This window comes from Desulfosporosinus sp. Sb-LF (assembly GCF_004766055.1).
Lineage (GTDB): Bacteria > Bacillota > Desulfitobacteriia > Desulfitobacteriales > Desulfitobacteriaceae > Desulfosporosinus.
The window spans coordinates 69861-96085 of the sequence record NZ_SPQR01000009.1 but is presented as its reverse complement, the minus strand read 5'-3'; the positions used below and the strand labels follow the sequence as shown (position 1 = coordinate 96085).

Genomic DNA, 26225 nt, shown 5'->3' with positions numbered 1-26225 from the left:
GAAGTGATGGGAAAGAGGATGCTGTCAGATATGCTGGCGTTGGTGGACAGCTTTCTCTATTCCTGTTTATGGCTGGAGGTTAATATTTTGGATGTAAAAGTATTGATTTTTGGAATCGGGGGATTAGTAGGTCATTATCTGGCGCAGGAATTCCTGGATGCTGGCTATGAAGTATACGGAAGCGATATAAATAAACCGGGAAATCTTCAGATAGAAGTTGAATTTACCAAAGTAGACCTAATGAATGGTGAGGATGTACTTCACCTCATTTCTGATACAAAGCCAGATATGGTCGTAAACCTTGCAGCTATCAGCAGCGTGGGTGCGTCTTGGAATATTCCACAGACAACGATGATGGTAAATGTGGTAGGTGCATTAAACATTATGGAAGCGGCAAGAAAACAGGAAGTGATGCCAAAGGTAATGTTCATCGGTTCAAGCGAGGAATATGAAACCTCTGATAAACCGATGAATGAAGGAACACCACTGAATGCGAATAACCCTTACGGTATTTCTAAGGTGACACAAGAGAGGTTTGCGGCTCTCTACAAGGAACAGTATGGAATGAAGGTCTATTGTGTTCGACCGTTCAACCACACAGGCGTTGGCCAGAGAGATTCGTTTGTTTTGCCAAGCTTTTGCAAACAAGCCGCAGAGATTGAAAAGACAGGAAAGTCTGGAACAATTAAGGTGGGTAATCTTGCAGCGAAACGTGATTTTAGCCATGTTAAGGATATTGTCAGAGCTTATCGAATGATTATTGAGAGCGATGACTGCATGAAGAATTATAATGTTGGCTCTGGCCAAGCACATGGACTGAATGAAATGCTGGATTACATCGTGTCTTTAAGCAGTCAAGACATTACTGTTGAAGTGGATCCGGATAGATTCCGCCCCGTTGATAATTCTGTGATTTGCTGCGATAACGGTTTGATTGAGAAAGAGCTTGGTTGGAAGCCGGAATACAGCGTTTTTGATGCTTTGAGAGAAATGTTTGAATACTATGTTAGAACACAATGAATTACGAGAGGGATCGTTATGCCCAGGATTGATTTTTTAAATACAAAAATTGACAATGTGTCAATGGAAGAGGCTGTGGACAGTATAGCTTCACTAATTCAAGAAAATAATAGCGCATATGTTGTCACACCGAATCTAGATCACATAGTAATTCTAGAAAAAGATGATGAATTTGCTAAAGTGTACAAAAATGCAGATTTAATATTGGCAGACGGTAAACCACTTATTTGGATTTCTAAATTGCTGGGAACATCAATTAAGGAAAAAGTTTCTGGCTCGGATATATTTCCCGAAATATGCCAAATGGCGGCAATGAAAGGCTATAGTATTTATATATTAGGAGCTGCCAATGGAGTAGCTGCTAAAGCGGCCGCTAATTTGAAAGAGCAATATATGGGATTGAATATTGTTGGTACTTACTCTCCGCCATTTGGGTTTGAGAAAAATACGAATGAGTTAGAGAAAATTCGAAAACTCATTACTGAAGCAAATCCGGATATCTTAGCGGTTTCTCTAGGTTCTCCAAAAGGAGAAAAATTTATTTATCACCATTTGCATGAATATTCGGTTCCATTGAGCATTTCTATAGGAGCAACCATTGATTTTGAGGCAGGCAATGTAAAAAGAGCTCCGAAGTGGATGTCGAAGGTAGGACTTGAGTGGCTATACCGAACAATCAAAGAGCCGAAACGTTTGGCCAAAAGATATTGGAATGATGCAGTATCAATTGTGCCCATAATTATAAAATGTCGAAATAAATGACTGGAAGATAAATAATATGACTATTTTGATTGATCTTACATCTTTAGCGGATAACTTTTCGGGAATTGAACGCTATGCTGCGTGCTTGGTCTTGGAGTTAATCAAAAATAGAAATAATGATTACATCCTATGTTTCAAAGGAAAAGTGCATATGCTTTTTGAAAGCGTTAGTAAGCAGGAAAATGTGAAAACAGTTATCATAGAAGCTTGCAAAAAATTGTTGTTTAATCAGGTGAAGTTGCCATTGGTGATTAGAAAATATAGGGCCGATTATTATCTGTTTTTGGCTTTTCCAGTACCGTGGCTACTTTGGAAGAAGAATATGGTTTCAACAATTCATGATATATGTTGTTGGGATTGTCCTGAAACGATGAATGGTATGAGTAAATGGTATTTTAGAATATCGCATCGTTTGGCGATGCTTAAGTGCAGCAATATTATCACGATTTCTAAATTTTCTGAACAAAGGATTTCAGAGAGACTAAATTATGATGCAAACAAGATATGGTTGATTTATTGTGGTATTGATGATAAATTTAATACTTTTATAGAGGACAAGGGAGGTCAAGAAAATATTAAGAAAAAGTATAATCTTCCAGATAAATACATCCTTTCACTTTCAACACTTGAACCACGTAAGAATCTACAACTTTTGGTAAAAGCTTATCGAAAATTGGTCTTGCGGGGGGATATGTCTATTTCGCTGGTGCTGGCAGGAAGAAAGGGATGGAAACTAGATGCTCTATTAAACGGAATTGAACAAAGTGTCAAAGAACAGATTTATTTCACTGGCTTTATTGCTGATGAAGATCTTCCGGATGTTTATGGGAATGCCACACTGTTCGTTTTCCCATCTAAATATGAAGGATTTGGTATGCCACCGCTAGAAGCTATGGCTTGTGGGACACCCGTTTTATCTTCAGACGCTTCTTCACTGTCAGAAGTTCTTGGAGATGCTGCCCTTTATTTCAAAAATGAAGATGATTCTGATTTAACAATGGGTTTGTTGCGAGCAATATCATTAAATGCGGAAGAAATTAAAAGATTGATTTTAGAGGGAAAGAAGCAGTCTGAAAAGTTTTCTTGGGCTGTAGAAGCAAAGAAAATCGAATCTAGAATGAGATAAAAATGAAGCCTTGAATAAAGGAGTTAACCATGAATGAAGCAAAGCTAAAAAAGGAGCTGGCAAATGTAAAACTCCTTGTAGAGTATTTTACAGAATACGGATTTTGGTTAGGCTTTTGGTCGTTTGCTGACGGTTTTGTTCGTAGAGTCGGAGCAATGAGACTTTATGAAAAAATGCACTTCAAAAGGCATGAAACCTGCAAAACTTATTTACGTGCACACTATTCTAATATTATAAATAAATACAAAGCTAAGAAAACATACAGTTTGTCTGAAAAAATAGAAAATGATGCGCCAATATGGACATTTTGGTGGCAAGGAGAGGATAAGACTCTGTATCCAGTCAATTTGTGCTTGGAAAGCATAAAAAGAAATTCGGCGAATCACCCGGTTATTGTCTTGGACAAAGATAATTACAAGGACTATGCGGATGTTCCTGACTTTATTGTGAAAAAGTTTGAGGAAGGGAAAATTTCGATAGCTGCATTTTCTGATATTTTACGGATTACACTATTGAAACAGCACGGAGGTATTTGGCTGGATAGTACCTATTATGTCACAGCTCCTTTGCAGAAAGAATTTTATGATTGTTGTTTCTTTTCAATTTCTAACAATGAACTGAGAAAGTGGGTTGTATCAAAGGACTTGTGGTCGTTGAGCTTGCTAGCTAGTGGAAGAAATAATGATTTTATCAACTATTGTTATGATATGCTCATGGAATATTGGAGCAAAGAAGATACAATAATATGTTATTTGATACTTGACTGTATTATAGGTATTGGCTTTGAGGAAATAACTGATTTTGAAAAATTGATCAGAAAAGTTCCAACTAATAATATGGGCGTATTTGACTTCTTGGAGCCTATCAGAAATGAAAAGGTTGATGAAGTACATTATCAGAAGCTTATTCAACGAGCCTATATTCATAAATTAACATACAAAGAGAAGTATGAGCCGGTAGTTAACGGCAATAAGACTTATTTTGGCCGTTTGATCGAGGATTAAAGAAGCCCTTACAAGAGAGATTAAATTGACGGAGGAGCAGTATGAGGAATAGAAGATTCGTTATAGACGGATATTTTTTAGCCGAAAAACGACCCGTTGGATTGCATAGATTTTCAACCGAAATTGTTCGTGAGCTTGATGCAGGGCTTGACTGCAGTAATATTGAAATAGCTGTTCCGTCCAAGGAAGATATTCATGTTCAATTTAAGAATCTCAAAATTGTTGAAGTTGCACCATGGCTAATGAAAAAAGGAAAAAGCGGAATGAAGATCTGGCAAAAGGTAGCATATCCGCTTTATGTGGCTCGTGTAAACGGCGTTTCTGTCGATTTGGCATTTGCTCAGCAACTATTCAAATGTGATATTTGTGCTGTTTTTGATTGCATTACTCTAAAATATCCACGAAATTTTCCGGGAGCAAAGGAAAAAATTGCACGAAAGCTAAATGCATACCGAATCATCAAGTCTGCTAGAAAGGCAAAAAAGGTAATTACTCTGAGCAATGATGCTAAAAAGGATATTATTAAATATATTGGCATTCCAGAGGATAAAATCGTCGTTATCAGTTGTGCATGGCAGCATATTAACAATATTGGCTATGACGATGAAATCCTTAGTAAACTGCCGCAGGGATTTGATAAAGAAAATTATTTCTTTGCCTTGGGAAGTCGTTATTTCCATAAGAATATTAAATGGATCATTAAATCAGCAAAACAGAATGCGAATGAATGTTTTGTAATTACAGGTACAAATTTTCAAAAGTCATCGGACATGGAAGACGATATTCCTGACAATGTATTTTTTACGGGGTATTTGTCAGATGAAGAGATAAAGTCGTTGATGAAATATTGCAAGGCGTTTATTCAGCCATCGTTTTATGAAGGATTTGGTATTCCACCATTAGAAGCATTGAGCGAAGGAAGCCAGATTATTGTGGCTAAAGCATCATGTTTGCCGGAAATCTATGGTGATACGGCTCATTATATTGACCCTTATAACTATGAAAATATTGATTTAAAAAGAATAATGGCTTCAAATGTTTGTAATGCTCGTGTAGCACTTGAAAAATATTCATGGAAAAAATCTGCGGAAACTTTCTATAATATGCTGATGAATGACTTGTAAATTGGGAGAAGAGAGAATTTATGAAGACAACAAGTTTACGGAGCAGGATCCCGTGGGTTGACACATTAAAGGGTCTGTGCATGATTTTTGTCATTATATCTCATGCATATCCACCTACAGTTTGGATCAGGTTATATACACCGTTTTTTTTATCTGGATTTTTCTTTGCAAGCGGTTATACCTTTAATATGCGGGATTCTTTTAAGAATTTCTTCCTGCAGAAGGTTCGAACGATTTTAGTTCCATTGGTTTTCCTGAGTCTAATTAATGGTGTTGTAGGTGTACTGTTTAAGAATATTCCTTTCTATGTGCGCTTGCTTGGAATTCTAATTCAACAAGCGGACGGATATGAATCTCTGTGGTTTTTTGCATGTTTATTTGTTTGTGAACTCATGTTTTATGTGATTGTTCGATATTCCACAAATGAAAAGGTGGTCCTTCTCATATCTCACCTGATTGGAATTGTCGGATTTGTTTATATTGCATGGGGTGGCGTCCATCTGCCGTGGCAGTTTGAAATCGCCTGTGTTTCGTCTGTTTTTGTTTCGTGGGGATTTGTATACCGGCTACATGAGGAAAAAATTAAGAATATTCTAAATCACCCAATTGTGTTGGCAGGAATGATTATTATTTATCTGGTACTCTGCCTAATGTATGATAATGATGTGAATATTCATGAGGAACGGTTTGGTTTCCAGTGGCTTTTTGTGCTGGAGGCATTGATTGCAACAGCGATTGTTCTGTTAATTTCTCAGCTACTAGGAAAAAAGAAATTTCTTGGGTTTGTTGGAACTCATTCTATTATCTATTTTTCATTCCAGGGATTTTTGCTACAAAGCCTCCGATCCGTGTTAGGCCATTTAGGAGTAATAAATACGGTTGTCTTGTGCGTGATTCCAGTTATTGTTGCGATTTCGATATTAAGTATAACAGCATTAATAATATACAAATATTTACCATTTATGGTAGGAAAACCAATAAGAAAGGTAAGATCAAAGGATCAATAAAGCATTAATAAAGAGTATGGTCAGTGAGAAGAGAATTATTCTTGTGAATGTTTTAATACATATAATATATGGATTGTGGATAACAACAAAACCCAGTCTAAATATATATTAGATGAGAAATCATTCAAACAATGGAGGAATTATGGCCGATAGCAGCTGGTTGGTGTCTGTAGTAATTACTACACACAACCGAAGAAATTTATTAGAGCGCGCATTAAAAAGTGTGTTGAATCAGACATATAAAAATCTTGAAATCATTGTTGTAGATGACAATTCTTCCGATGATACAGAAGATTATATTAGGCAAGTGATGAAGAGAGACCATCGTGTTAAGTATAAAAAGATTCCACTTGAGGAAACCAGAGGAGGAAACTATGCCCGTAATACTGGTATCCGTATGGCAAGCGGTGAGACGGTTGCTTTTCTTGATGATGATGATGAGTGGAAACCGGATAAGACGGAAATTCAGGTTAATTACCTGAATGATAACACGAGAATCAAAGCTGTTTCATGTGATTTGGAATATGTTTATGTAATTGGAGGGAAGGAATATGTGTCTTACTCCAATTTGAAAATCAATCATCAGCCATACGACTTTTTTGTATCCAGTTGGATGAATGTGACTAGCACTATGATGATATACAAAGGAATTTTAGATGCAATTGGAGGTTTTGATGAGAACATACCAGCAATACAGGAAATTGAACTGTCGTATCGTGTTTGTATGTCATGTGAAGTAGATATCATCAAGAAGCCTCTAATCCGTTATTATCAATATTTAGGAAATAGTACACAGATTACAAACAATGTAAATAAATATTTATTAGCACTGAATTATATTGAAACAAAGTTTGAAAAGGAATTGGCTTGTTTAACAACAGACCAAAGGCAGCGGTTAGAGCAAAATAATATTCGAAATGTTTCCTATCGCTATTTGCGCAGCAATTGTAGAAAAGAGTACAGAAAAACACTGAAGCCGTTTTTGAAGAATAATGGACTAAAAAATTGGCTAGAATATATACTTTCTTTCTTATTCAAATATGAAATTATTACTAAACTAGAGTCTAAGTTGTATGTTTTGAAAAAACGCAAATGATGTAATTGAGGAGGTTAATATTTTGGAAGTTAATTCACGAAAAAAAAAATTGATTTCTTTTAATAAAATTCCCAAACTGTTTATATTTCTCATTCTGACATACAGCTTTTTTAGAGGCACCGCCATATCTGGATTTTCAATGTTTAGCGGACTAGGAATGATAGATCACTTTTTTTCAGTTTGTAGATATATCGGTATTGCTTTGATGCTCGTTCGCGGAGCATATTATCTTTTATTAGGACTGAAAAAAGGGAAGGTAAATGTTTCTATTTATTTGATATTATTGTCTCTGCTACTTCTTTTAACGACATATTCTACTTGGAAGTCCGGCGTTGATATGGAACAATGTATAAGTTTCGTTGTGAACATTGCAGTGGCTGCATTTTATTTTCATTGGATTATACTCAGTAAAGATACAGAAGAGTTGGAATTATTCACAATAAGTTTGAATATCTTACAGTTTGTGAATTTATTTACAATTATACTGTTTTATGGAGGAATGGAGTACGCGAATAGTTCAACTGTTATGGGTAGCGTTGGAGATGTTTACTTTCTTGGCTATGATAATGGTCTTATTTCGTTTGTGTTGCCGACAATTGTTTTGAATTATTATCTTTTACAGATTCGGGGCAAAAATATTTATAAATTGTTTAACTTAATATGTATTTTGCAAGTTGTTATTACACTATCTGTAACAGGAATAATAGGTTTGTTTTTGATCTTGGTTCTGATGAAATCACGTAATTTATATAAAATGCTATCTGGTAAAAAAGCAATTGTTGTATCTGGGATTTTATTTATAGGCTTGATTTCAATGCAACTTCAGAAGTTGTTTAGTATTCTTTTGAATGCATATAATATAGGCTTAACTCTGGGTGGCAGAACTGTCATATGGGGCTGGGCTTTGGAATACATCAAAGAATCACCACTCATCGGATATGGTTATAATATAGAGCGAGCAAAGACAGTATTTTTTTGGAGGATTGGAGTTTCGGGCGCTCATAATCAAATATTGGATGTTTTGCTTCATTCCGGAATAGTAGGTCTATTTCTTTTTTTGGTAATTGTAGCTGTCCCGCTGGGGAGACTTGGTAAGATTTATAGGCATGAGCATATGAAGTATCAAAAGCTACTTATTATAAGTATAAGTGTCTACCTAGTTATTATGATGGTAGAATCATATAGCGCCTATTCCAGTTACCCGTTGCTTTTTGTTCTTTTGGAATTTGCGTGGGATATGAAAAGGAGGATGAGTCAAAATGCGTCAATTATTATCAAAGCTTAAATTGATTGCGATTCGATTTTATTATTCTCATGTACCTGTTTTTAAAACATTAACAGAGGGAAACGGTATAGTGGTATCAATAACGAGTTATCCAGCCAGATTTGATAAGATTTACTCTAGCCTGAACAGTGCATTTAGGCAAAGTGTGCGGCCGGAAAAAATAGTACTATATTTGGACGAGGATGTGGACAAAGTTGCACTTCCCAAAAAGGTTTTAAAGCTTCAGAAAAAGGGCCTCGTTATTTTAAATAGACCAGAGAATATCAAGCCTCATAAGAAATATTACTATGCTTTGCAGGAATATCGGGACAAATTGGTTGTTACTTTTGATGATGATATGATTTACAGAACTGATACAATTGAATTACTTATGGCTAAGCATAAGCAATATCCCAATTGTGTTGTATCTAGAAGAGTACATCGAATTATTACAGACGCTCAAGGAAAGGTAGCTAAGTATAGTGATTGGGAATTTGAATGTAATACAATTGTTGAACCCTCACATAATGTATGCGCGTTGGGAATTGGTGGAGTTCTTTATCCAGCACAAATTTTTCCCGAAGAAACATTTGATTTATCTTTAATCAAGAAATTATCACTTACAAATGATGATATTTGGCTAAAAGGAATTGAAGTTATTTCTAATATTCCAGTTGTGAAAACTGATTCTACGAAGCAGTATCCATGGCCAGTTGAAGACACTCAAGAAAATGCCTTAATGAATCTTAATTATTTTGGAGAGAACAACGATATATGTATGAGTAATGTGTGTAACTATTTCAAGATTAATTTTAACTAAAGTAGTTCAAGAGCAGAAGAAAATCAGATTATGACAGAACGTATGTTGTATGGATATAGTATGATCGTTGAACTGACTGACTTGTTATCAGTGTAGAGAAATACGGAAGATCCGTTTAATAGAGCATAAAACCTAATATTATGTTTATGGAGAGCGTTATGAAAGAGAACAGTTTTATTAAGCATTTTATGGTGATTGGTGCTGGCACACTAATCACCATGTTTATGGGGTTATTGACAACACCAATTATCACAAGAATCATTACCCCGGAGGATTATGGTCAGCTTTCCATTTTTAATATGTATACGAGTATCGCGATAATGGTGCTTTGCCTTGGTTTGGATCAATCATTAGTCAGATACTACTATTCTGAAAAAGACTTGAAGTATAGAAGTGGGTTGTTGTTCAAATGTGTTGTTGTACCGGTACTCTCCACAGTGGCAATTAGTGTCATTGTGATTATATTATCTGTGTTCCACATTATTGAATTTGAATTTGCACCAAAGGTAATAGTTCTGTTGTGTATCCATATTTTATTCCAGCTTATTTATCGTTTCAGTGTTTTAGTTGTCAGACTGGAATATAAATCAAAACTGTTTTCACTTTTGAATATTTTGTCAAAATCTGTTTATGTAGGATTGGCTCTTCCACTAATGTTCTTTATAAAGATCGACTATTTTCTCTCCCTCATTCTTGCAACGGTGACTGCAGGGTTGCTTTGCCTGCTCTTTAGTATTTTTTGGCAGAAGGATGTATGGAATTTTCGAAATTGCACAACCCAAATTTCAGTTTCATTTAAAAGTTTGGTTCAATACGGTTGGCCATTTATCATTTCAATGGGCATGACTCAGCTGTTTCAAGCTGTGGACAAAATCTCTCTGAATTATTTCTGTACGTACAAAGAAGTTGGAATATATTCCAGTGCTCTGTCACTTGTTAATATTTTCGCAATTATTCAGTCTACTTTTAATTCATTGTGGGCTCCTATGGCTGTAGAGCATTATGAAAATGATAAAGAAGACTGCAAGTTTTATCAACAGGTTAATCAGTACATCACAATCGTGATGTTTGGGATTGGTTTCTCCCTGATTCTAGTGAAAGACTTGCTTGTGTTATTGCTCGGCTCAGAATTTAGAGAGGCTGCCTACATTCTACCTTTTCTGATTTTCAATCCAATCATGTATACGATTTCGGAGACAACAGTGTCTGGAATAGTATTTATGAAGAAAAGCAAAATGCAGATTGTAATCGGTGCAATTTCCTGCTTAGTAAATTTTGTGGGAAATTCTTTTCTGGTTCCGGTTTATGGATACAAAGGGGCGGCGATTTCAACTGGCATTTCCTATATAGTGTTTTTCACACTCAGGACGCTTATCTCAAACAGATACTTTTATATTGATTTTGCATTGACAAGATTTTATATTATGACGGTCATTGCGGTTCTTTATGCGTGGTATAATACTTTTTATCAATTTGGTGTTATTTCTGTTGTACTGTATGTAATTTGCGTCTCAATTTTACTACTGTTGTATAGAAGATGTGCGAGCTCTGGAGCCACTTATCTATATAAAATGATTATAGAAACATTAAAAATAAAGAAATTGAAGGGTGAAGATAATGAAAAATAATTTAATAAACATTTATAGCAGTCTTCGGTTCCGCTGCGCTCTATGCTCGGCGCAATCCCCTCCGTCTCATCGGGAATTGTGCCGGGGTCGTACCCTTGCACAACGGGGAACAATTCTTACAATTAAAAACATAAGTTTGAGCCTTTTCAATCTATGTTACATCTTAATGTCTCAAAAAATCTCCACGTGCATGGATTGGGGCTTCTAGGCGATACCCCTTGTGTTTCAAAATGCGAAACTTGAGATCAAGGAGCTCAGCTGGGGCATACAGAGCACTGGCAACGCCAAAAAAAGACAAATCGTCGTTTAATCCTTCGATCACCGCATTGTCGCTAATAAGAAGTTCCGCAGCGAAGAGGTTAGCCTCGAATTCCGGCTTAGCTACGGTGTCAAACAAGGCGAAATCATTGAGCGTATTTTTGGCTGCAAGATCTTTATGAAGAAGAGCATGACCTAACTCATGGGCGCAGATAATTCGTTGTAGATCTTCAGGAAGCGAAGAATTAATGACGATGATCTTAATGCGCGATTGCTGGAAGAAGTACCCCTTTTGTTTTCGTCCAAACTTACTGTTGATTTATACTGAAAATTGACCACAAAAACTGTGGTCAGTTTTCAGTATAAACGTTCATGAACTTTCTGTTCACAGGGAGGAATGAAAATTATACAAGGATTAACTATTCATAGCATCGATAACCTGGGATAATCATAACTAGGTAGGTGCTGTAAGCCGTTTGATTTATGGTGGATTATACCCCGGAGTATAAACTGGTTCCAACAACCTATGAGTACAGGTAAATGTGCCTTGAGCACGTGTAAGAAATTTCGATAGATGTTCTTCGGTTGTTGGGTCACCTGCCTTATTGGGAGGTGTGGTTTAATGGATGCTGTTTTGGAATGCTGTGCTGGGTTGGATGTCCATCAGGAAACAGTAGTTGCTTGTGTTCTTTTAGGGCCCCTTGAACATAAGCCCAAAAAGGAAATTAGGATGTTTAGCACAACGACGCCTGATCTTTTGAAACTAGCTGACTGGCTAGAAGAGCAAAAGTGTTCTCATGTTGCGATGGAAAGTACAGGAATCTACTGGAAGCCCGTGTGGAACATTCTCGAGACGGGAACGTTTCAACTCATCCTCGGACCAATGCCCAACGAATCAAGAATGTTCCTGGACGAAAAACGGATGTCAAAGATGCGGAATGGATTGCCCAACTCCTTCGAAGTGGTTTAATTGCAGGAAGTTTTGTTCCGCCCGTGGAGATCCGTGATTTAAGAGATCTAACTCGATACAGGAAAAAAATTCTTCAGGATACGACTCAGGAGAAAAATCGGATTCATAAGGTTTTGCAGGATGCTAATATAAAGATCACAACCTATATTTCCGACATTTTCGGTGTCTCGGGGCGCAATATCATAGGGTCACTTATTGATGGAGAAGTCATCACAGCCGAAAAGCTTACCCAGATGGTAAAAGGTAAAGTGAAAAGCAAAGTTCTCGGTTTAGTCGATGCTTTAAACAGCCGACTAAGAGGCCATCATCGAGAAATGATCCGTTATTCTTGGGAACACTTGAAGTTTTTAGAACAAACAATTGCTCATGTTGAGATGAGAATAGACCATTGTTTAACTCCCGGTATTGTCAGGTATCTTTTTAAAAGCCCGATCTAACATTACCATAACCTGTGAAAATCGAGGATGATTAGAAATGTCGTAGCTGATAATTTCTCCATTATACAAATCCAAAATGGGAGATAAATATATCTTCTGACCATACAGATGAAACTCTGTGATATCAGTAACCCACTTTTCATTAGGTTTGGCTGCTTGAAATTCGCGATTTAACAGGTTTGGTGCAACTTTACCTACATCACCTCGATACGAATTGTATTTTTTTATTCGTACAAAGCAATGTAGGTTTGATTCTTTCATTAGCCTCATTACCGTTTTATGGTTGATGACCATACCTTGTTTCTTTAGTTTAGCGGTTACCCGACGATAACCATAACGACCCTTATTATCAGTGAAGATTTGCTTCATAACTGGCCGAATCGTAGCATACTTGTCTAGTTTACTTTGGGATTTAGTGTAATAGTAATATGTGCTTCGAGGTATACCAGCCATTTTTACTAGCTCATTGACTTTATATTTACGCCTTAGCTCGTGTACTATTTGAGCTTTATCCTTGTTTGTGACTTTTCCTTTTTCCGGACTAAGGCGTTCAATTTTTTTAGATATTCATTCTCCATTCGTAACTTATTGAGTTCATTACGAATTTCATCAGGCAATGAAGACTCGTCCACTTTGGGATGCCTTAGCTTTCGTGGCGTAACTTGGTCTTTAAAATCTGAGATTTGTGTGGGTGGAACTTCATTAATCAACGTCGTTTTATGTTTTGAGGCATTAGAGTAAAGAGAATCCTTACCTTTTTCAAGAAACAAACGAATCCAGGTTTGAACCATCTTATGAGTTACTCCATATTTTCGTGCTGTCTCTCTTAGACCCATATGATCGGTTAGCACTTCTTCAACTGCACTTAGTTTAAAGTCTCCAGAGTAGTGCTTCAGTTTTTGACCTTTGATAACCATCTTGGAACCCCTTTCATGAACAAAATGATTATATCACAATGTCCAATATTTGGGGTGCAGTTCATTGGTGGCTCTTGCGGAGCATATTATTCACTTCGGGTAACAAAGCATTAAAGTCAGTTTTATGTGAATGTGCCTGGGCAGCTTCTAAAACCAAAAACACCCGACTATCCTCGACATTTTGGCGATGGGTAAAACGTATGGGAAAGAAAAAGGCTTTGCTTGCATTAGGACATCTAATTCTCCGGATTGCATATAAGATATTACTGACCAGGGAGCCATATAAAGAATTGGGTACAGAGTACCTTGTCAAACGCGAAGAAGAAAAGGAACAGCGCCTAATTAGACAACTTCAATTGAAGGGTTATCAAGTTCTGAAGGCCTGAAGAGTAAAATCATAAACAGAATATTTAAGAGATCCAAGGGGGATCTCGGGCATTCTATGTCTATTATAGACAGGAATGTATAAGTCCAAGACAGGTAATAGACGTTGGAGACTATATTTTCGTAAGAAATCAATAAATGCTATACCATTAATTACTTAAACTAACGTTTGCGTAACCGGTTATTTATGAGAAAATGACTAGACTAAACAATAATGTATTGTTATTGATGGAACTACGGATAAGAAGATAGCCATTTGAATCATTTCTGAACTTAAAATCTAGAGTTGGATAAGCTACTGTTGCATCTTGACCAGGAGGGACATAGGCAATGGGTAAGCTATGACGCGAACGTTCGATAACGTTTAGGGATGGAGATGCCAAAAGAACGGCATTGTAAAGGGTGCTGGAAACTTGACAGACTCCTCCACCTAGACCGGGAACGAATTTGTTCCCTTCAATAATTATGGCTTCCTGGTAACCAGCCTCGGCAGTTCTGGGGCCTACAGAATTGTTAAAAGAGAACACCCCTCCAGGTTTTAACACCAAGCCATCGAGGGCTTTGGATGCAAGCTGAATGTTGAGTGTTCGTTCTTTCTGGTTTGGATTAAAGCAGGTGGTGTAGTCACTTAGGTGTTTGTTCAATTTTACATTCTCGAGGACCGTTTTCGTAAGGCTTGGCGTGACTGTGCTGAAGGGAATAGAGATTATTTGGGCCTCATCAAGGGCCTGCTTTTTTATGCTCGTGATGAGGGAATTAATATCGACTTGTTTCCCGGGTTTTTCTAGGATAATCTGCAGGGAGTTATCCGAGTTAATGGAAAAGTGCGCATCCTCTGCAGGAATGTTCAAGGTCGAGAGATGTTTAGTCAATGCCTCCGTAAGGACTTGATCATTCCAGTGATAGTCAGGTTTAAAGGTGATTCCAAAGCTTGCTTTGTACTTACTAATCGCCTTGTTAAAGAGGGTTCCTTCTCGCCCAATGAGAGAGGCTTGTCGAAGTGGTTCATCATAGGAATAGGTGAAACCAAGTTCCTCCATGCTTATATTGAACTTTTTATCGCCGGATATGAACTGAACGGGTCGTTTATAAGTCTCGTTTCTCAGTTGTTTAAGTTTCGAATGGGCCTCCTCAATAGGGAGCTGTCCCAAAGGGATTTCTAAGATAACTCCTTTGGCAATTTGTCCTCTGTCCTGGGTATATAAAACGAGTGTAAGAGTAAGAACTCCGAATAAGATTATTCCAGTACTTAAGATAATTAGTAGGATTTTATGCCGTTTTAAAAAACCTTGGCTTCTTGATAGTTCCGCAGGGCTAGCATCCTCTTCCACGTTAAAGATCTCCCTTCTCGGCTAGTAACGTTTAACTATATGCGGTAAGGGAGAAAAATTTCATGACAAATTATGTCTAACAATCTCAATGCTCTCACTGAAGAAATGCTGCCCTGAATTTCTCAGTGCAGCATTTGCTACTCTCTATAATGAAGTTTCTAACTCGTTTCAACGAAAACTCTCTTCCAACTCCTTCATCAAACTATCTGTCGGGAAGTACCGTCCGGGGCATTCTGTGGTAGCTCCAGATACGTCTCGGTGCAGTTCAACGGCCTCAATACCTAGCTTAAAGGCCTCCATAAGTTGAACTATTTTAGTTACTAGACCGCTGAGTTGAGCATCCGGAACTTCTGTCTCGCTGAAATTCCCTACTAGACAAACTCCGATTCCAATAAAATTACGATGCCCTACGTTGCAATGGGCTCCTGGTCGGTATAAGGGTCTTCCTTCTTCACAACGACCATCTGGCATAATCACGAAGTGATAGCCGATATCGCTCCAACCCTTGGTTTTATGCCACTCCCGAATCATGGCTGCGTCGACTGGAACGATACTTCCGGAACGACGCACTTCTGTGGGACTTGCTGTGTGGTGAATGACGATCTTTTGCCAATCCATCCCCATATTCCTCCTCTTATTTTAAGCTCTTAGGATGGCAACAGCCTTGGCAAGTTCCGTAATGCTCGAGGAAAGTTCGTTGAGTTTTCCTTCGATCCGCACCAGTAAATAGGCGCTCACCACGATCGGAAAGCCAAAATTACCCACGAGTTTCAACATATCTTCCATGCGGTTCCCTCCCTTTCAGTGACTTTTCTCTAAAATGATTATGCTGATGATTCATTCAGACTCTTATGAGAGAAGGAGGAGCTTCGAATGCCCCTCCTCCCCGAAGCTATCCGCTGAGGCGCAATGGTCGCACATTGCTTACGCTACAGGTATTTCGTAAAGGTCGTCGGTTGTCGTATCGATGATCTTGATATCTCGTTTAGATACGAGCGCACCACCGGATGTCAAGAAGATATTCTTGGCGATCATCTGATCCATGACTGCTTCGATCTGAACAGCAGTCAGATCCACTTTAGGTTCTGGCAGGGTGAAACTTACCGCACTCCCAAGAGCATTGTTAAAGGTCATGCGTAAGACTTTTTTGCTTGTACTAGCCATGATTTTTCCTCCTTTCTATACGATTAATCACAAAGGTTACTGGCACTCGATTACTCCGCGAGGTCAAAACGGTTGTCCCGACGTACCCCGATTAGTGGGTAATCTTGAAGTCCATACAGGGCAGTGGCCACGTCATAGACGTCTTGGTCCAGGGCGTCAGATTTCAGATTCGGGAAGCTACGCTGACTGAGTTTCGGAGAGCCTTCTGGGGTTAAACCGGTTTGATAGGTTACTACCATCACTGTGTCTTTAGCACTTGAGATAACAGCCATCTTGTTCACCTCCTTTCGACCTAAGTTTGGTCATAACAAACGTTTTCGTAAGAAAAAGCAGCCGGTTTCTGCCGACTGCTTTACTTGGGAAGGGTTATTCACAGATCTCTAGGGCAGGTAGAGATCATGTGAACCGTTCCCTGCCCGAGAACGTTTGTTCTATATTTAGTATACTTGACACTGAATATTTCTGTCAACAGCCTTGCTGAAGTTAGGTTATGAAATCACACCCTCTCCCAATTGTTAAAATGGGAGCCTTACGATTGGATGAAATAATTATCAGATATAAATGCTTTCAAAAAACTGAGAGTTAGGCAGATTCATGTCGAAAAGTATCACAATTCAAAAAAATACAAAGCTTTAAATCCTTGTGGCATGTGCGATGAGGGTTTTTTGAGGTGTGATTTCATCACCGAGATTTTGTCGAATCGCCCGGAACCTATGTTCTGAAATGTTCGGTTGAGTTATAATAGTTCATATATAGAAAAGATTGTTAATGGGATACCATTCAATGTAAAAAGAATTTGATGCAAGAGGAGGTGAGGGTATGAGTGAGAGGAGTCAAGTGATTTACGCAGGACGAACCATGAGAGATGCTCGCCTAAAGGCTGGCATTGGTAGTCAAAGAGAATTAGCTGATAGGACAGGTATTGCTCCGAGTATCATCAGTGATTTGGAACGGGGGCGACGCTCGATGAGCCCAAATTGGTCGAAGAGAATTTCCGAGGCTCTAAGTGCTTACAGTACAGATCTGACGAGATAAGCTGCGGATTATGGGGAGACGTTGAATGTAGAAAGGGGCAGGGGATATGCAAGCATGGGCTGGAATAGAACGATTTTTACAGTTGTCCTTAGGAAGTCAAGTGGGGGCTAGTGGAGTAGCGCTGATCGCGGTCATTGAATTGAAACGTATGGTTCAACAGCAGTTAGGATCCCAGGAGAAATCGGGAACCAAGACAGTCAGGCTCACGGCTGAAGAATGGCGTACAGTCGCTGGAATTCATGAACGAAAAACGTTTGAAAGGGCTAGGAATAAGTTGGTAGAGCTCGGTGTGTTGCATATTGAACGGGATGGGAAGTTATTAGTCGTTGGACTTTGGCCAGACATTGATGAGGGGACAAGCTTAGCGACAAGTCCTGGGATAGATTGTGGGACAGGCTCTGGGACTAGTTTCGGGACAAGCAGTGAGACAGATTCTGTCTCACTGAGTCAACGTGCTCTTAAGTCTAGGGAAGACGTAGTCTTCCCTAGACAGGATGTTCCTGAAAACGTTATCTCTGTAAGAGATAACGAGTTACCACGTTATCCGTTAAACCATCATTCATTAAATCGTCAATATAACAACGAAAATAACGATATAACGGATAACGATCAACGGGGTAACGAAGAACAGCTTGAATTCGCTATCTGTTGGATGGAAGAAGTGGGGCACCCATTGACTCCGTACGAGAAGGAGGGATTAGATCGCTTTGTTAGACTTGGATATACGGGGGATCTTTTGATGGAAGCGCTGCGATGTGCAGTTGCTGCTGACAATCGCCAGATGGGTTATGTCTTGGGGATCTTGCGAAATTGGTACCAAGAAGGTGTCAGGTGTATCGAGGACATAGATGTCGCTAAAAAGCGTTGGGATGATTTGCGCTTTCTTAAGCGTTCCGAGGTCAGTTAGGCGGATATCGCATGAAGGTCTTTCTAAAATAATTCTGTATTCCTAACCTAGAACGGAGGAATTCGTCTTATCCCTGTCGAATATAGAAGATTGGTATTTAAGGAATATTTTCAGAGAAAAGCAGAGAATACTAAAAATAGTATTGAGGAGGTATTGGATTTGCGTAAATTGAGTTCATTGGTCGCGAGTACTTTAGTTTTAGGGTTATTGTTAACAGGGTGTGGTGCAGCAAAACCACCCGCTGATTCTTCTACTGCGGGTGGAACGAGCACAGGGGCAGCAACTGCCCAATCGATTAAACTTGGAGCGGACGTCACTTTCCCACCCTTTGAGCAGATGGAAAACGGTAAAGTCACAGGTTTCGATATTGACATCATTACGGCGATTGCCAAAGAAGCCAACCTTAAAATCGATGGAGATATTAAAACCATGGACTTTCAAGGGTTGATTCCGGCCATTCAAACAGGATCACTTGATGTAGCGGTTGCCGGGATTACGATTAAACCGGAACGCGCTCAGCAGGTTAATTTCTCCAAACCTTATTATAAATCAGGACTTTCCTTACTCGTTAAAAAGGATAGTACGATTACAGGAGTACCAGATCTGAAGGGAAAAACAGTGGCTGTAAAGCTAGGCACCACTGGAGATCTCATGATGAGCAAAGAGCAAGGCGTGACCGTTAAACGTTTCAATAACATTGACGAGGCTTATCGTGAATTGCAAAACGCGGGTGCGGATGCTGTCATTTTTGATAATCCCGTTCACCAGAACTACATTAATACAGGTCATGATAACGTAAAAGTCGTCGGGAGCCTTTTAACCGGTGAAGATTATGGTATTGCTGTGACGAAGAAGGATGCTAAACTCGTAGACAAGATCAATGAGGGTTTTGATAAAATTATCAAAAGCGGCGAGTATGAGAAAATCTATCATAAATATTTCAAAGACAATTATGGGTTAGTCACTCAAAAGTAAGTGTAAGGGTTTAGTGATTTATTTGCATGAGCGCAGCCCCAGGCTGCGCTCTTTAACTTTATTGAATTTTGAGGAGAGGTGAAAGGATGAACTTTTGGCCGATTATTATGGATGCCATGCCCCAACTTCTTGAAGGCGCTAAACTGACAATCCTCTACTCAATTGCTGCCGTCTTTTTTGCAACAATCTTAGGTTTAGCTTTTGCTCTATTTAAATTATCGTCAGTCTCCATCCTTCGGAGAATTGGGCAAGGGTATGTCCATATTTTTAGGGGCTTACCTCTTCTTGTTCTCATTTTTTATATCTATTTTGCCTTACCTTCCGTGTTCCCTCTCCAAGTCTGGTTTGGAAACAATTATGTGATTATAGCAGGGATTACAGCTTTAGCCCTCAACGAAGGGGCTTACATTACGGAAATTATCCGTGCAGGAATCTTATCAATTGATCGAGGTCAGACAGAAGCGGCGATGAGCATTGGTATGACCAATTTTCAAACGATGCGTTTCATTATTCTCCCGCAAGCCTTTAAACGAATGGTGCCTCCCTTGGTTAACCAGTTTATTCAAACCATTAAGGATACCTCCTTACTTTCCGCAATTTCGGTCGCTGAACTGACGAGGCGGGGACAGATGATTATTTCTGTTAACTTCGCGGGCTTGCAAATCTGGACTGCGATTGCGATCGTCTATCTGGTGATTATCCTTAGTTTGACAGCGCTTTCCAGTTATATCGAAAGTAGGTGGCAAGTTGATCAGCGTTAAAAACATTACAAAGTATTTTGGCCACCATGAAGTACTCAAGGAGATCTCCGTGGAAATCGCACCACAGGAAGTGGTGGTTGTTATCGGTCCTTCGGGTTCGGGAAAAAGCACATTTTTACGCTGTATGAACGGTCTGGAAAGCGTTTCTAAGGGCGAAATCTTTGTTAATGAAATCGAAATCACCCACAATAAAGCTAACCTGAGTTTGGTTCGTAAGGAAGTTGGGATGGTCTTTCAACGTTTTAATTTATTTCAACATCTGACCGTCCTTGAGAATATAACCATTGGACAGATACAGGTCCTTAAGAAAAGTAGGGAAGAAGCAGAAAAGAAAGCCTATGAGCTTTTGAATAAAGTTGGGCTTAACGATAAGGACAAGGCATATCCGGAACAACTATCCGGCGGGCAGCAACAGCGGGTTGCGATTGCTCGGGCCTTAGCTATGAACCCAATTGTCATGCTTTTTGATGAACCAACTTCAGCACTCGACCCTGAAATGGTCGGAGAGGTTTTGGCGGTCATGAAAGATTTGGCCAGAGAAGGGATGACGATGGTTGTAGTTACCCACGAAATGGGGTTTGCGCGCGAGGTTGGGGATCGCGTTCTCTTTTTAGATGAAGGCCGGGTTGTTGAGCAAGGAACACCAGAACAGATCTTTAGTCATCCTCAAGAAGAACGGACTCAATTATTCTTAAGTAAAATACTCTAAATAGACAGGGGGCAGGAAACTGTCCTCTGTCTATTTACTATAGTTATTATAGTAGTATTTTAGGACAAGATCATTTGTTATAATAGACACAATAGAAAAGAATTAGCTGCTTAGAGCCAGAATCGATGGCAGTTGTTAGGAGAAAGGTGGAGGCGTCTTGTACGATTTACGGATTGTTGTTGAAGAAATCCGCGGCTTTTGTGATTTGCCAATGGTTATAGGGGACTATTGTGAAGTTAAAGGAGGTCGGCTCATCATCCCTGAAGGGAAACATATGTGTATTTGGGCCTTAGCCAGCATACTTCCTATGTTGCCCGCAAAACAACGGAATATCGTTGAGGAAAATGATTGGTTGCCGAGTACATCTCGGATGTGTTGTCCAGATCCGAATGGGTTAGTGATATATCGTATTGAACGAGTTAATGAAAGTAGTGAAACTAACAAAACTAACGAGTCGAGTAAAACTAACGAGTCTAGCGAGGACAAGCCCTTTCCTCGTATTCTAGTGAATGAAAAAGTGTGCTCGGGTTGCCGGACGTGCGAAATGACCTGCAGCTTCAAACATACAGAAGGTTTTAGTGTTGATGAATCGCGTGTGCGAATTGATAAAGATGAGGCGAACGGTTTAGATATACCCCGGATCTGTCGTCAATGCGGTACAGCCCGTTGTTTAGAGGCTTGTCCGATTGGGGCTTTATCCAGAGATCCTCAGACTAAAGCTATTGTCCTCGATAAGGACCAATGTACCGGCTGTTTGGCGTGTCAAAAAGCGTGTGCCTTCAAGGCTGTGCAGGTTCACCCTTTGAGCAAACAGCCAATGTTCTGTGACTTATGCGGCGGTAACCCTCAGTGTGTCGAACGGTGTGCTACGGGAGCCTTGACCTTTGGCCGAGCTGGAGAGGCTCCGATTAAAGGCGGGGCAAGAGCAGCGATCAAGTAGAGGAGGATGGACATGTCCGATCGGATGGCTGGCGGTTACGCCGGTAAAGTATTACGGGTGGATTTGACGTCAGGGAAGATTTCCTATGAGTTAACGGATGAAACAAAGGTTAGGAACTATATAGGAGGACGCGGCATCAATATGCGCCATCTTTATGATGAAATTCCTCCGCATCTCGATGGATTAGACCCCAAAAATAAGCTCTTTTTTGGCGTAGGCCCCTTGGTGGGGACAATGCTGTCGGGTGCTGCCCGTTTTAATGTGAGTGGTATGTCTCCTCAGACGGGGATCTTAGGGGATTCGAACTCGGGCGGTTTTTTTGGACCGGAACTCAAATTTGCGGGTTATGATCAAGTGATTATCGAAGGGAAGGCACCTCACCCGGTCTATCTTTTGATCACCCGGGAAAACGTGGAATTACGACCGGCGGAGCATCTCTGGGGTAAGGATATATGGGCGACTCATCAGGAGATTTTAAACGAACTCGGGGATTCAAGAGTTCAGATCTCTACGATCGGTCCGGCTGCAGAAAATGGCGTTAAATTTGCCGGTCTCTTTAATAATTTGGTAAGGGCTGCCGCACGAACCGGAATGGGAACTCTCATGGGTTCCAAAAATCTCAAAGCCATCGCTGTTCGTGGCACGGGTACGATTCGTGTTGCTCACCCACAACAATTTGAAGCGTTGGTAAAAGAACTGGACTTAGCGATTTACGCTCATCCGGAATATGCGACCCGCGCACTTATGGGTACGACGAAACTGGTACACGCTTTGAATGAGGCCGGCTGTTTAGCAACCCATCATTTCCAAACGGGCCGCTTTGATTGGGCGGAGGAAATCAGTGGGGAGGCCTTAGCTGAGACCTATAAAACCAAATCCAAATCCTGTTTTTCATGTACTATTCCCTGTAGTCGTTTTTATGAAGTGACGGAGGGTCCCTGGAAAGGGTTAAAAAGTGAAGGCCCGGAATTTGAAGGCCTTGCTGGATTCTCTTCGCGTGTTGGGGTGAAGGATCTTGCCTCCGCACTTAAAGGAGTGGATCTGTGTAACCGTCACGGGTTAGATGTGATTACGACGTCGGAAGTGATTTCTTTTGCCATGGAGCTCTACCAACGAGGGATTATCAACCGTGCGGACGCAGACGGTCTCGATTTAAGCTGGGGAAACACTGAGACTGTGTTAACTCTCATTGAGAAAATCACCCATCGCGAGGGATTTGGGGATATTTTGGCGGATGGCGTGAGAGCTGCTGCCGAGAAAATTGGCCGCGGCTCTGAGGAGTATGCCTTTCATGTCAAGGGGCTGGAATTCTTCCAGGCCGATCCTCGAGGCCTAAAAGCTTATGCTTTGGGATATGCTTTAGCTAGCCGGGGAGGAGACCATTTACGCTCGGAGCCCTCGTTTGAATTCTCGGAGAATCCTGAGGAAGGGTTACGTCTTTACGGCTCACCGGATGCTGCTTATCGCTTGAAGTATGAGGGTAAAGGCCGAGTGGTCAAACATTATGAGGAGTGGAGTGTTCTTTCCGATTGTTTAGGGGTGTGTAAGAACACCGTAGTGAACATGGAAATGATCCCTTTTGATACCGCCGCAAAACTACTGCAAGCCGTTGTAGGCTGGGATATTGATGGTGCAGAAGTTCAGACAATCTGTGAACGAGTGGTTAATCTGGAACGGGCCTTCAATACTCGGGAAGGCTTATCCCGTAAGGATGATCGCCTTCCCACACGGTTTACAGAGGAACCCTTGCCATCCTCTTCCGGGTCTTCAGCGGGAAGCGTGGTGGAACTTGAACCAATGTTAGATGAATATTACTTGTCGAGGAACTGGGATGTAGCAACGGGCAAACCGACCTTCGAGAAATTATGCGAACTGGGCTTAGAAAAAGAAGCCGCTGACTTAAAAAGCAAAGGTTTGCTTTAAAGCTAAGCATTAAAAAAAGAAGGGTCGCAAAAGCGATCCTTCTTTTAATAGCAGCGGTCATAACGCAAGTTGATGGGCATACCCTAATTGAAAGAGAGTAACCCTATGGCTAAAATTATAGTTCGTTACCTTGGAGCAACTCGACTTATGGTTAAGAGAAAAATGGATGAGTTAGAGTTTCCGGAAGAAGCAGTCCGGCTAAAGACGCTTTTCAATCGTTTAGAAGAGATTTTAGGACCAGCCATTGTTCAGGACATGCTAAGCAGTCAGGTTGTGGTTATTTCTCCTTCTCCAGGGGAGCCGGGACGGATTTTAGAACGCCCGACAGACCTTGAGACGATGTTGCCCCCTTCATGTTGCATTACTCTAGTTACCCCGGTCGCGGGTGGTTAATTTGAGGTGTAAATACAACGAGGCAAACTAAATGAATCGTTCTGCATACGTGCGGAAGAGAAAGCCATCGGCAACCCAATTCACAAGACTTATCATGTCATAGACAGGCAGACCAAGCTGTTGTTGAAGAGATTGTTTAAAGGTATTGAGGTTCGTACACTCTAGGATCACAGCACCGATCCCGGGGTGTTTTTTTATGAGGCGCAGTCCGGCTTGTAGAGTATCCCTTTCTAAAGCAGCGAGGTCTAAGTTGTCCTCATGGTCAATGACCACTCGCTGGAATTCTGAACTAGATTCCAAGCCCTCCATCACGACATCCTCTAAGCAGGCTCCCACGGGTCGAAGGTGTTGATCACTCAAAATCCTTGTATCTCCCGTTAAGACTCCAAGTTTCTTCCCGGGATAGATCCCTTTAAGAAAAGGAATCATCATTAGGCTACTGGATAGGAAAGGAATATCGCATTGATCATTAATTTCTCGATGGAACACGGAGAACAAGCCACAATCGGCTGCGACAAACCGTGAACCTTGGTTTTGTAGATCGTTAACCGCCTCAATCACCCAAGGTAGATTATCGCTTTTCCCCAGAACTAAATCCGAAAACGGAAAGTTCGGAGCGAATCCATAACGAACAGGAAAATCGAACGTTAGGGCATGTCCTAAATCCCCGGGGGCTCGGGGAGTGGTTGAGCCGAGCATGAGAATCCCCGCCAATTGGCCGTAACTTGGGTAACCTCCTTTGACACGATGCAAGAAAGCTTCCTCCTTTTTCAGGCTATTATTGCTTTGCCTTAAAATGAAGAGTTTAAAGGTTTTGCTTTAGATTCGAGGTGTGTTGAGATTTGTCCTTCGATTTTTTGCTAATAAAGTACGCTAAGGTCAAGAAAATGATCCAGGGTATCCCCGCGTACCAAGCTGACTCGAGTTGAATAAAGAAGCAATCCACGAGAATAGCGACTAAGGCTAGAATCCCGATCCATGGCAAAATGGGAAATAGGGGCATTCTAAAGGGACTGGGCGGTAGACCCTTCTCAGAACGAAGTTTCCGGAAACGTAAAATACTTACCAGGATCATAATCCATACAAAGATTCCACCAAAGATCGACACTCCAAAAAGATACATATACGCTGTATCCGGAAATTTAACGGAAAGGAAAGCTGCGAGAAGGAGACCAAGAGTCGAAGCTAACACAGCATGACGGGGTCCACCTTCCTTGCTTAACTGTCCGAATACTTTAGGAGCGTGTCCGCTTCGAGAAAGGGAAAAGAGCATTCGGCCGGTTAAATAAAGGTTGGTATTCATCGACGACAAAGCCGCAGTTAAAACCACGAAATTCATAATTCCTGCAGCATAGGGTATTCCTACGGAGCGGAACACCGTAACGAAGGGGCTTTCACTCAGGCCGGCTTTAGTCCAGGGAACAATAGCCACAACCAGTGCGATGGCCAGAATATAAAACGTGCTTAAACGAAAGAGCATCGATTTCATAGCTTGAGGGATCGATTTTTCCGGGTCCTTGGCTTCACCGGCCGTTACGGCGATGACTTCAATACCGTAGAAGGAGAAAATAACAATCAGCATGGCCTTTAAGACGCCGCTATAACCCTTCGGCAAAAAGCCTCCATGGGCGGTTAAATTGCTTAATCCCGGAGCCGGTTGACCAAAACCATTAAAAATATAACCGATCCCTAAAATAATAAAGAAAACAATGGCAGATACCTTGATCATAGCAAACCAATATTCAATCTCGCCAAAATGCTTAACCGAGGAAAGGTTGACGATAATGAGAGCGATCGAATAGATAATGACCCATACCACCATAGGCACCGCTGGGAACCAAAACTTTGTAAAGGTGGCGGCGGCAGTAACTTCTCCGCCGATGGCAATAACTTGAGCAATCCAATATGTATATCGAACAACAAAACCAGCCCAAGGGTTAATATAAATTTCGGCGAGCACTCCGAAGGAACCTGCGGTTGGATGGACCACCGTCATCTCGGAGAGTGCATACATCATAATTAACGTGATTAAAACACCCAGAATATAAGAGATAATGACTCCTGGACCGGCCAGACTGACGGCAAAACCGCTTCCCAAGAAAAGCCCGGTGCCAATTGCGCCACCAATGGCAATCATGGTAAGTTGGCGTTTTTCGAGTTGCCTATTGAGGCCTTTTTCACGTTCTAATAGGGCATCATTTGAGATATCAGACACAAGAACTCCTCCTTCATTAAATCAACGATAACCGACGATTACGCTTCATTCAATC

General features: G+C 40.5%; 29 protein-coding genes and 1 pseudogene. 20 read left to right on the top strand and 10 right to left on the bottom strand.

Features of this window, described 5'->3' with window-relative positions; all coding sequences use genetic code 11:
• Positions 1–6 precede the first annotated feature (6 nt).
• The 10 genes from E4K68_RS14520 to E4K68_RS14475 all read left to right on the top strand — a co-directional run bounded on the left by E4K68_RS14520 (position 7) and on the right by E4K68_RS14475 (position 10851).
• Positions 7–1020, top strand: coding sequence for a GDP-mannose 4,6-dehydratase (locus tag E4K68_RS14520; protein ID WP_135379656.1), 1014 nt, complete (start codon positions 7–9; stop codon positions 1018–1020).
• An 18-nt stretch (positions 1021–1038) separates the two neighbouring features.
• A complete protein-coding gene (locus E4K68_RS14515; protein ID WP_135379655.1) occupies positions 1039–1782 on the top strand; it encodes a WecB/TagA/CpsF family glycosyltransferase in 744 nt (247 codons plus the stop codon).
• Between the two features lie 16 nt (positions 1783–1798).
• Positions 1799–2908 (top strand): glycosyltransferase family 1 protein, encoded by a 1110-nt coding sequence (locus E4K68_RS14510; RefSeq protein WP_135379654.1) that lies wholly within the window; start codon positions 1799–1801, stop codon positions 2906–2908.
• Between the two features lie 29 nt (positions 2909–2937).
• On the top strand, positions 2938–3912 hold the full coding sequence (locus tag E4K68_RS14505; protein ID WP_135379653.1) for a capsular polysaccharide synthesis protein: 975 nt from the start codon (positions 2938–2940) through the stop codon (positions 3910–3912).
• Between the two features lie 41 nt (positions 3913–3953).
• Entirely contained in the window at positions 3954–5036 is a 1083-nt protein-coding gene (locus E4K68_RS14500) for a glycosyltransferase family 1 protein (RefSeq protein WP_135379652.1), read from the top strand.
• Positions 5037–5056: 20 nt separating this feature from the next.
• A complete protein-coding gene (locus E4K68_RS14495) occupies positions 5057–6043 on the top strand; it encodes an acyltransferase family protein (protein ID WP_135379651.1) in 987 nt (328 codons plus the stop codon).
• 142 nt (positions 6044–6185) lie between these two features.
• Positions 6186–7139: a glycosyltransferase family 2 protein gene (locus tag E4K68_RS14490; protein WP_158291430.1), complete on the top strand. Its 954-nt coding sequence runs from the start codon at positions 6186–6188 to the stop codon at positions 7137–7139.
• Between the two features lie 22 nt (positions 7140–7161).
• A complete protein-coding gene (locus E4K68_RS14485; protein ID WP_135379649.1) occupies positions 7162–8424 on the top strand; it encodes an O-antigen ligase family protein in 1263 nt (420 codons plus the stop codon).
• Complete coding sequence (locus E4K68_RS14480) at positions 8399–9223, top strand: glycosyltransferase (protein ID WP_135379648.1); 825 nt, start codon at positions 8399–8401, stop codon at positions 9221–9223. Before E4K68_RS14485 ends, E4K68_RS14480 begins: the two co-directional genes overlap by 26 nt.
• A 158-nt stretch (positions 9224–9381) precedes the next feature.
• Positions 9382–10851, top strand: a complete 1470-nt coding sequence (locus E4K68_RS14475; RefSeq protein ID WP_206751207.1) for an oligosaccharide flippase family protein — start codon at positions 9382–9384, stop codon at positions 10849–10851.
• A gap of 163 nt (positions 10852–11014) precedes the next feature.
• On the opposite strand, the gene E4K68_RS14470 is transcribed toward E4K68_RS14475, so the two are convergent.
• The gene (locus E4K68_RS14470; protein WP_135379646.1) at positions 11015–11428 is read right to left on the bottom strand and encodes an ImmA/IrrE family metallo-endopeptidase; all 414 of its coding nucleotides are present in this window, start codon (positions 11426–11428) and stop codon (positions 11015–11017) included.
• Between the two features lie 255 nt (positions 11429–11683).
• On the opposite strand from E4K68_RS14470, the pseudogene E4K68_RS14465 reads away from it, so the two are divergent.
• Positions 11684–12516: pseudogene (locus E4K68_RS14465) on the top strand (transposase).
• Here the strand turns inward: E4K68_RS14465 and E4K68_RS14460 are convergent.
• Together E4K68_RS14460 and E4K68_RS14455 are read right to left on the bottom strand one after the other, a co-directional pair.
• The gene (locus E4K68_RS14460; RefSeq protein ID WP_243450396.1) at positions 12472–13017 is read right to left on the bottom strand and encodes an IS3 family transposase; all 546 of its coding nucleotides are present in this window, start codon (positions 13015–13017) and stop codon (positions 12472–12474) included. The pseudogene E4K68_RS14465 and the gene E4K68_RS14460 overlap by 45 nt on opposite strands.
• Positions 13014–13433 carry a helix-turn-helix domain-containing protein gene (locus E4K68_RS14455; protein ID WP_135379644.1) on the bottom strand — a complete coding sequence of 140 codons (420 nt, stop codon included), beginning with the start codon at positions 13431–13433 and terminating at the stop codon, positions 13014–13016. Before E4K68_RS14455 ends, E4K68_RS14460 begins: the two co-directional genes overlap by 4 nt.
• 38 nt (positions 13434–13471) lie before the next feature.
• On the opposite strand from E4K68_RS14455, the gene E4K68_RS21140 reads away from it, so the two are divergent.
• Positions 13472–13819 (top strand): hypothetical protein, encoded by a 348-nt coding sequence (locus E4K68_RS21140; protein WP_243450384.1) that lies wholly within the window; start codon positions 13472–13474, stop codon positions 13817–13819.
• 183 nt (positions 13820–14002) lie between these two features.
• Here E4K68_RS21140 and E4K68_RS14445 read toward each other — a convergent pair whose 3' ends face one another.
• The 5 genes from E4K68_RS14445 to E4K68_RS14425 all read right to left on the bottom strand — a co-directional run bounded on the left by E4K68_RS14445 (position 14003) and on the right by E4K68_RS14425 (position 16584).
• A complete protein-coding gene (locus E4K68_RS14445) occupies positions 14003–15148 on the bottom strand; it encodes a VanW family protein (RefSeq protein WP_135379643.1) in 1146 nt (381 codons plus the stop codon).
• Between the two features lie 168 nt (positions 15149–15316).
• A complete protein-coding gene (locus tag E4K68_RS14440; protein ID WP_135379642.1) occupies positions 15317–15766 on the bottom strand; it encodes a peptidoglycan recognition family protein in 450 nt (149 codons plus the stop codon).
• 21 nt (positions 15767–15787) lie between these two features.
• Positions 15788–15934: a YvrJ family protein gene (locus E4K68_RS14435; protein ID WP_135379641.1), complete on the bottom strand. Its 147-nt coding sequence runs from the start codon at positions 15932–15934 to the stop codon at positions 15788–15790.
• Between the two features lie 138 nt (positions 15935–16072).
• Positions 16073–16312: a DUF2922 domain-containing protein gene (locus E4K68_RS14430; protein ID WP_135379640.1), complete on the bottom strand. Its 240-nt coding sequence runs from the start codon at positions 16310–16312 to the stop codon at positions 16073–16075.
• Between the two features lie 50 nt (positions 16313–16362).
• The gene (locus E4K68_RS14425; protein WP_135379639.1) at positions 16363–16584 is read right to left on the bottom strand and encodes a DUF1659 domain-containing protein; all 222 of its coding nucleotides are present in this window, start codon (positions 16582–16584) and stop codon (positions 16363–16365) included.
• Positions 16585–17131: 547 nt separating this feature from the next.
• Between E4K68_RS14425 and E4K68_RS14420 the strand changes: the two genes are divergently transcribed.
• The 8 genes from E4K68_RS14420 (at position 17132) to E4K68_RS14385 (ending at position 23955) form a co-directional block, all read left to right on the top strand.
• A complete protein-coding gene (locus E4K68_RS14420; protein WP_135379638.1) occupies positions 17132–17347 on the top strand; it encodes a helix-turn-helix transcriptional regulator in 216 nt (71 codons plus the stop codon).
• Between the two features lie 46 nt (positions 17348–17393).
• On the top strand, positions 17394–18254 hold the full coding sequence (locus tag E4K68_RS14415; RefSeq protein ID WP_135379637.1) for a DnaD domain protein: 861 nt from the start codon (positions 17394–17396) through the stop codon (positions 18252–18254).
• A gap of 159 nt (positions 18255–18413) precedes the next feature.
• Entirely contained in the window at positions 18414–19229 is an 816-nt protein-coding gene (locus E4K68_RS14410) for a basic amino acid ABC transporter substrate-binding protein (RefSeq protein ID WP_135379636.1), read from the top strand.
• Positions 19230–19315: 86 nt separating this feature from the next.
• Positions 19316–19990, top strand: a complete 675-nt coding sequence (locus tag E4K68_RS14405) for an amino acid ABC transporter permease (protein WP_135379635.1) — start codon at positions 19316–19318, stop codon at positions 19988–19990.
• Positions 19977–20699 carry an amino acid ABC transporter ATP-binding protein gene (locus tag E4K68_RS14400; protein WP_135379634.1) on the top strand — a complete coding sequence of 241 codons (723 nt, stop codon included), beginning with the start codon at positions 19977–19979 and terminating at the stop codon, positions 20697–20699. The genes E4K68_RS14405 and E4K68_RS14400 overlap by 14 nt, the downstream gene beginning before the upstream one ends.
• A 157-nt stretch (positions 20700–20856) precedes the next feature.
• Positions 20857–21639, top strand: a complete 783-nt coding sequence (locus E4K68_RS14395; protein ID WP_135379633.1) for a TIGR04076 family protein — start codon at positions 20857–20859, stop codon at positions 21637–21639.
• A gap of 12 nt (positions 21640–21651) precedes the next feature.
• Positions 21652–23562: an aldehyde ferredoxin oxidoreductase family protein gene (locus E4K68_RS14390; protein ID WP_243450383.1), complete on the top strand. Its 1911-nt coding sequence runs from the start codon at positions 21652–21654 to the stop codon at positions 23560–23562.
• Between the two features lie 105 nt (positions 23563–23667).
• Positions 23668–23955, top strand: coding sequence for a hypothetical protein (locus E4K68_RS14385; protein ID WP_135379632.1), 288 nt, complete (start codon positions 23668–23670; stop codon positions 23953–23955).
• Positions 23956–23982: 27 nt separating this feature from the next.
• Here the strand turns inward: E4K68_RS14385 and E4K68_RS14380 are convergent, their stop codons facing one another.
• Together E4K68_RS14380 and E4K68_RS14375 are read right to left on the bottom strand one after the other, a co-directional pair.
• Positions 23983–24708 (bottom strand): aspartate/glutamate racemase family protein, encoded by a 726-nt coding sequence (locus tag E4K68_RS14380; RefSeq protein WP_135379631.1) that lies wholly within the window; start codon positions 24706–24708, stop codon positions 23983–23985.
• Between the two features lie 52 nt (positions 24709–24760).
• Positions 24761–26170 carry an amino acid permease gene (locus tag E4K68_RS14375; protein WP_199241780.1) on the bottom strand — a complete coding sequence of 470 codons (1410 nt, stop codon included), beginning with the start codon at positions 26168–26170 and terminating at the stop codon, positions 24761–24763.
• Positions 26171–26225 lie beyond the last annotated feature (55 nt).